At 70.6% G+C, this 6,503-nt stretch carries 6 protein-coding genes; all 6 read left to right on the forward strand.

Annotated elements, in window-relative coordinates; all coding sequences use genetic code 11:
* Window positions 1-227: hypothetical protein (locus DQW06_RS23870; protein ID WP_157983586.1), on the forward strand; the 227-nt coding region annotated here is incomplete at its 5' end.
* Window positions 228-324: 97 nt separating this feature from the next.
* A complete protein-coding gene (locus DQW06_RS23875) occupies window positions 325-750 on the forward strand; it encodes a roadblock/LC7 domain-containing protein (protein WP_013151544.1) in 426 nt (141 codons plus the stop codon).
* A 37-nt stretch (window positions 751-787) separates the two neighbouring features.
* Window positions 788-1,147, forward strand: a complete 360-nt coding sequence (locus tag DQW06_RS23880; protein WP_013151545.1) for a DUF742 domain-containing protein — start codon at window positions 788-790, stop codon at window positions 1,145-1,147.
* 22 nt (window positions 1,148-1,169) lie between these two features.
* Window positions 1,170-1,727 (forward strand): ATP/GTP-binding protein, encoded by a 558-nt coding sequence (locus tag DQW06_RS23885; RefSeq protein WP_041552253.1) that lies wholly within the window; start codon window positions 1,170-1,172, stop codon window positions 1,725-1,727.
* Between the two features lie 60 nt (window positions 1,728-1,787).
* On the forward strand, window positions 1,788-3,044 hold the full coding sequence (locus DQW06_RS23890) for a styrene monooxygenase/indole monooxygenase family protein (protein WP_013151547.1): 1,257 nt from the start codon (window positions 1,788-1,790) through the stop codon (window positions 3,042-3,044).
* Between the two features lie 424 nt (window positions 3,045-3,468).
* On the forward strand, window positions 3,469-6,503 hold a 3,035-nt coding region (locus DQW06_RS23895; RefSeq protein ID WP_117199354.1), incomplete at its 3' end, for a type I polyketide synthase.

The raw sequence follows: 6,503 nt of genomic DNA on the forward strand, positions 1-6,503 counted from the left end.
CCGCCGGGCTGCCCCGGCGCAGCGCCACCCCGCACGGATCGCCCCTGCGGATGATGCCCCGCCCCGGGCAGAAGCCGGACGCCGCGCCCCAGGCCCGCGAGGACACCCCGCCCAGGCTCACCGGCGAGGCCCGGGCCGAGCAGATCCGCGACGAGCTCGGCGACTTCTTCGACGGCGAGCGCGAGGCCCGCGAGGGCGGCGACGAGCCCAAGGACGACAAGAAGTGACGGTTCCCGACCCCGTCCAGGGCGCCCCTCCCGGCGTGCCCCCGCAGACACCACAGCAGCGAACACGACCCTCGGCCCAGGCAGGTAAGGCACAGCGATGACTGAATCCGTGAACGACAGTGTTGAGAACTTCTCCTGGCTCATCGACCGCTTCGTCCGTGACGTGCGCGGTGTCGAGCACGCCGTCGTGGTCTCCTCCGACGGCCTGGTCCTGACACACTCCAGCGACTTCCCCGAGGAGCACGCCGAGCAGCTCGCGGCCATCGCCAGCGGCCTGCACAGCCTCGCCGTCGGCGGCGCCAACCTCTTCCAGAGGGGCGAGTGCGAACAGCTGCTGGTCCGCTTCAACCACGGCCACCTGTTCATCATGGCGATCAGCGACGGCTCCTGCATGGCGGTGCTCACCGCCCCGGGCACCGAGCTCAAGATCGTCGGCTTCCAGATGACCAAGCTCGTGGAGAACGTCGCCCACGTGCTCACGCCGCAGCTGCGCTCGCAGCTGCGCGAGGTCATCCAGAACTGACGACGGTGCCCGTTCGGGAGGAGAGGTTGCCTCGGCTATGAGCTTCCGCAGGCGAAGGAGTAACCGTGTCCGTCCGTTCACCTTCACGGGTGGGCGGACACGGTCGCGGCATCCGCTGATGGTGCAGACCCTGGTCTCGACGTCCGAGCCCGGGCAGGAACCTCCTGGCACCCTCATGCCGGAGTCGATCAGTATCTACAAGCTGTGCCGGGAGACCCGGTCGCTGGCCGAGGTGTCGGCCGAGTTGAACATCCCCCTGGGCGTCACCCAGGTCCTGGTCAGCGACCTGGCCGAACAGGACCTCGTGTACATCCACCCGACCATCACCGGCAGCAGTCCATCGGAAAACCAGGTTCTGGAGAGGGCTCTTCGTGGTCTCGAACGACTTTTCCAGTGACAAGAGGTCGAATCGCAAGAAGATGTCGAGCAAGATCGTCATCGCCGGGGGCTTCGGCGCCGGCAAGACGACCTTGGTGCGCTCGGTGTCGGAGATTCCCCCTGTCACGACCGAGGCGATCATGACCGAGGCCAGCATCGGTCATGACGACACCTCGATCACACCCGACAAGACGACCACCACCGTCGCGATGGACTTCGGTCGCATCACCATCGACGACGAACTGGTCATGTACATGTTCGGCACACCGGGCCAGGCGCGTTTCTGGTTCATGTGGGACGATCTGGTCCGCGGCGCGGTGGGTGCCGTCGTCGTGGTCGACTGCCGGAGGCTCGCGGACTCCTTCGACGCGGTCGACTACTTCGAGACGAACAAGCGCATCCCCTACATCGTGGCGCTGAACAAGTTCGAGGGCCGCCTCGAGTACACCTCCGAGCAGGTCCGCGAGGCGCTGGAGGTCAGTCCCGAGGTGCCGATCATCGACTTCGACGCCCGGAACCGCCTGTCCGGGGGTGAGGTGCTCAAGACGCTGCTCCGGTACGCGTTGGAGCACAACCGCGCCAGCGAGCCCGTCGCCTGACGGACGGGGAGACCCCGGTCTTCCCACCGCCCCGCAGATTCCCCAGGAAAGTTAGCGACAATGCGCAAGATCCTTATCGTCGGCGCGGGCCACGCCGGCCTGCACCTGGCCCATGGGCTCCTCACCCATGGATACGACGTCACGGTGATCACGGGGCAGTCCTCGATGGAGATCCGGACCGGTCGTTGCTCGGTCGCCCAGTTCACCTTCCCCACCGCTCTGGAGTACGAGCGCAAGTTCGACCTCGACTTCTGGAGTGCGCTGGCTCCCCAGATCCGTGAGCAGAAGCTGTTCATGTACATGGAGGGCGGGGTGTCGAGCGCTTTCAGCGGTAGCTCGCATCCGGGCAACGGTTACTCCGTCTCGGTCGACCGCCGGGTGAAGATGGCCGACTGGCTGGAGTTCTTCGAGGACCGGGGAGGCAAGGTGGTGATCCACGGGGTCACCGTCACCGATCTGGACTACTTCTCGCGGATGTTCGACCTGATCATCGTGGCCGTCGGCCACGGTGAGCTGGGACAGCTCTTCGACAACGACACGAGCCGCTTCAGCGGTGCCAGGCCCCGCTCCATCGCCCAGGCACACATCTACGACGTGTGGCCCGACCCCGAGGGCGACGACAACATCGGCTGGGCGGCCACGGCCCAGAGCGCGGGCAACCTCATGCTCATCCCGATGCTCGGCCAGGACGGGCCCTGCCACAACCTCCTGCTCGTGGACCGCAAGGGCGGTCCGATGGACGCCTGGCCGGACCGGCCAGGCCAGGAGGAGCAGCTGCGCCGGATGAAGGACCTGCTGAGGAAGCACGCGCCCGACGCCTTCGAGCGGATCAAGGACGCCAACCTCACCGACGGCCGCAGCACACTGGTCGAGGAGCTCACGCCGCAGGTCCGCAACCCGGTGGGCAAGCTGCCCAACGGGGGCAGCGTCCTGGGCATGGCCGACGTGGTGGTCACCATGGACCCCTACACCGGACAGAGCTGGAACAACTCCACCCGGTGCGCCCAGGCCTACCTGGAGGCGATCATCGAACGCGGCGACCAGCCCTTCGACGACGACTTCCTGGTCGCGGCGTTCGACCGTTTCTGGGAATTCGGTCAGGACAATCAGGAGTGGGCGGAGTTCGCCTCCACGCTGTGGGAGCGCGAACTGCCTCCCCACCTGGGAGTGGTGATGGAGGCCGCCGCCCGTTACCGCGAGGTCGGCGACCGTTGGATCCAGGCGTGGGACAACCCCTCCGACTTCAAGAACTGGCTGTTCAACCCGGAGGCCGCCATGCGGTACATCGAGGAGGTCAAGGAGAGGCACGGGGACTGAGGGCGAACGTGCCGCCTCCGCGATCTGGTGCCCGGTGCCCTGAGGGGCGCCGGGCACTTTGTGTTCCGCCCCCATTCTGGCATGCATTAATTCCCCATACGGTTGTCCGAATCAAGCGTCCGAAAAAGCGGAGTTCGTTGTCAGCGGTTGTGAGCAACCGTTACGCTCTTTCGGGTTGGTGCCTGTTAGTCCCCAATGGCCCATTGTGGGGCAAGTTACTCCTTGTCCCCTCGGCGGTCTTCCGTGGACATGGAACGAACCGTCACACCGAAACCGCCCTTGACGCGGCGGGGAAACCCCGGTCTTGTGCATATGCACGGACGCGAATACCGCCGGGTCTCCTCGGACGCGAGGTGGGGGTAAGCGCCCCCGGGTGTTTTCCGGGGCGGCGGGTGACGGGTGGGCGAGAGGAAAGGCAGCGATCGTGAGCGGCAGATCAGACGGAGCCCCGGCCCACGGCCCCTGGGAGCCCATCGCAGTCGTCGGACTCTCCTGCCGGCTCCCGGGCGCGCGCACGCCCGACGCCTTCTGGCGGCTGCTGTGCGAGGGGCGCGAGGCCATCACCCCGCCGCCCGCCCGGCTGGGCGAGTCCCCCACGGGACGCGGGAGTACCTGGGGCGGCTACCTCGACAACGCCGAGGACTTCGACGCCGCCTTCTTCGGTATCTCCCCGCGCGAGGCGCTGGCCATGGACCCCCAGCAGCGCCTGATGCTCGAACTGAGCTGGGAGGCGGTCGAGAACTCCCGGACGGCGCCCGGCACGCTGCGGGGCGCGCGGGTGGGCGTGTTCACCGGGGCCATCGGCTCCGACTACGCGCTCCTGTACGACCGCGGCGGGGCCGGGGCCATCACCCACCACACGCTGACGGGTACCCACCGCAGCATGATCGCCAACCGGGTCTCCCACGCCCTGGGCCTGGTCGGGCCGAGCCTGACCGTCGACGCCGGGCAGTCCTCCTCCCTGGTGGGCGTGCAACTGGCGGTGGAGAGCCTGCGCCGGGGCGACTCCGACGTCGCGCTGGCGGGCGGGGTCAACCTCATCCTGGTCGCCGAGAGCACCGAGAGCGTCGCCAGGTTCGGCGGGCTCTCCCCGGACGCGCGCTGCCACACCTTCGACTCCCGGGCCAACGGCTACGTGCGCGGTGAGGGCGGGGCCGTGGTCGTGCTCAAACCCCTCGGCCGGGCCCTGGCCGACGGCGACCGCGTCCACGCCGTCATCCACGGCGGGGCGGTCAACAACTCCGGCGCGGGCGAGTTCCTCACCCGCCCCACCGTCGACGGGCAGGAGGCGGTGATCCGCGCGGCCTACGCCGACGCGGGCAAGGACCCCGGCCAGGTCGCCTACGTGGAGCTGCACGGTACCGGGACTCCGGCGGGCGACCCGGTGGAGGCGGCGGCCCTGGGCGGCGTCTTCGGCCGGGGCGCCGAGGAACCGCTGCGGGTGGGCTCGGCGAAGACCAACGTCGGACACCTGGAGGGCGCGGCGGGCGTCGTCGGCCTGGTCAAGACGGTGCTCAGCCTGGACCACCAGCAGATCCCGCCCACCCTGAACTTCGCCGAACCCCACCCCGACATCGACCTGGACGGCCTCGGGCTGTCGGTGCAGACCCGGCGCGAGCCCTGGCCGACCCACACCCCCCTGGCGGGGGTGTCCTCCTTCGGCATGGGCGGCACCAACTGCCACCTGGTCCTGGGACCGGGGCCCGTGCCCGAGCGGACCGGCTCCGACCCGGTGACCAAGCGCGTCCTGGACCCGGTGCCCTGGGTGCTCACCGCCCGCTCGCCCGAGGCCCTGCGCGCCCAGGCCTCCGCGCTGCACGCCTACGTCTCCTCCCGGCCCGGCGTCAGGGCGCACGACGTGGGCCTGTCCCTGGCCACCACCCGCGACGTCATGGAGCACCGCGCGGTGGTCCTGGCCCCCGGGGAAGACAGCGACCGCGAACTGGAGTCGGTCCGCCTGGAGGGCGGTCCCGACACCGAGCCCGGCCACGACGGCCCCGTCCTCGTCTTCCCCGGACAGGGCGGCCAGTGGGCGGGGATGGGCCGCAGCCTGCTCGACGGCGAGGGGGTGCTGGCCGAGGCCTTCACCCGGCGCCTGCGCGAGTGCGAGAGGGCGCTGGAGCCCCACACGGACTGGTCGGTCTCGGCGGTGCTGCGCGGCGACTCCCAGGCACCCCCGCTGACGGGCGAGGGCTCCAGGGCGGACGTGGTGCAGCCGGCGCTGTGGGCGGTCATGGTCTCCCTGGCGGGCGTGTGGGAGGACCTGGGGGTGCGGCCCTCGGCGGTGGTCGGGCACTCGCAGGGTGAGCTGGCCGCGGCGTGTGTGTCGGGTGCGCTGTCCCTGGAGGAGGCGGCCCGTATCGTGGCGCTGCGCAGCCGGGCGCTGACCGCGCTGTCGGGCAGCGGCGGGATGGCCTCGCTGGGCGTCACGGCCGAGGAGGCCGCCGAGCTCGCGGCCGACATCCCCGACCTGAACGTGGCCGCGGTCAACGGCCCCGAGGCGGTGGTGGTCTCGGGGAGCCCGCGCGCGGTGCGCGAGGCCGTGGAGCGCTGTGTGGACCGGGGTGTGCACGGGGCGCTGGTCGACGTGGACTACGCCTCGCACTCGGCGCACGTGGAGCGCATCCGCGACACGATCGTCCGTGACCTGGGCGAGGTGCGCTGGCGGGCGCCGCGGATCCCCTTCTACTCCACGCTCGTCGGCGCGCGCCTGGACGGGGACGGCCCCGCCCTGGACGCCGGGTACTGGTACACGGCGTTGCGCGAGCCGGTCCTGTTCGCCTCGGCGGTCGGCGCGCTCATCGCCGACGGGAGGCGCGTCTTCATCGAGGTCGGCCCGCACCCGGTGCTCTCCTACGGGGTGCGGCGCTCCCTGGAGGCGGCGGGTGTGCGGGGGCACGTGCTGGAGACCCTGCGCCGGGGCGACGGCGACCAGGCCCAGTTGCTCACGGCGGCGGCGCGGGCCTTCACCACCGGTGTGGACATCGACTGGCCCATGCTGTTCGAGGGCACCGGCGCGCGGCGCATCGACCTGCCCCCCTACCAGTTTCAGCGCCGGCGTCACTGGCCCGACGACCTGGCCGCGCGCCGTCCCGCCTCCGGGGCCCCGGCCCCCGAGAGCGAGGACGACCAGCGGGCGCGGGAGCGCACGGCTCCGGTCCTGGAGCTGGTGTGCGAGCACACCGCCCGCGTCCTTGACCGGGAGGCACTGGACCCGGGTGAGGAGAAACGGGCCTTCCGGGACCTGGGCTTCGACTCCATCATGACGCTCGAACTGGGCGACGAGCTGGAGGAGCGGACCGGGGTCCGCCTGGAGGACACCGTCCTGTTCGAGTTGCCCACCCCGGCTGAGCTGGCCGCCTTCCTGGTCACCGAACTGGGGCGGGAGGAGGTCACCACCGCCTCCGCGCCGTCGCGGCCGGCTCCCGTGCCCGCGCCCGCCCCCGCACCGGCCCGGCC

It is taken from the genome of Nocardiopsis sp. TNDT3 (genome assembly GCF_003427465.1).
Classification (GTDB): Bacteria; Actinomycetota; Actinomycetes; order Streptosporangiales; family Streptosporangiaceae; genus Nocardiopsis; species Nocardiopsis dassonvillei.

Coding starts and splice junctions, on each gene's coding strand:
- DQW06_RS23875 (WP_013151544.1), top strand. CDS start 325: ATGACTGAATCCGTGAACGACAGTGTTGAGAACTTCTCCTGGCTCATC.
- DQW06_RS23880 (WP_013151545.1), top strand. CDS start 788: ATGAGCTTCCGCAGGCGAAGGAGTAACCGTGTCCGTCCGTTCACCTTC.
- DQW06_RS23885 (WP_041552253.1), top strand. CDS start 1,170: ATGTCGAGCAAGATCGTCATCGCCGGGGGCTTCGGCGCCGGCAAGACG.
- DQW06_RS23890 (WP_013151547.1), top strand. CDS start 1,788: ATGCGCAAGATCCTTATCGTCGGCGCGGGCCACGCCGGCCTGCACCTG.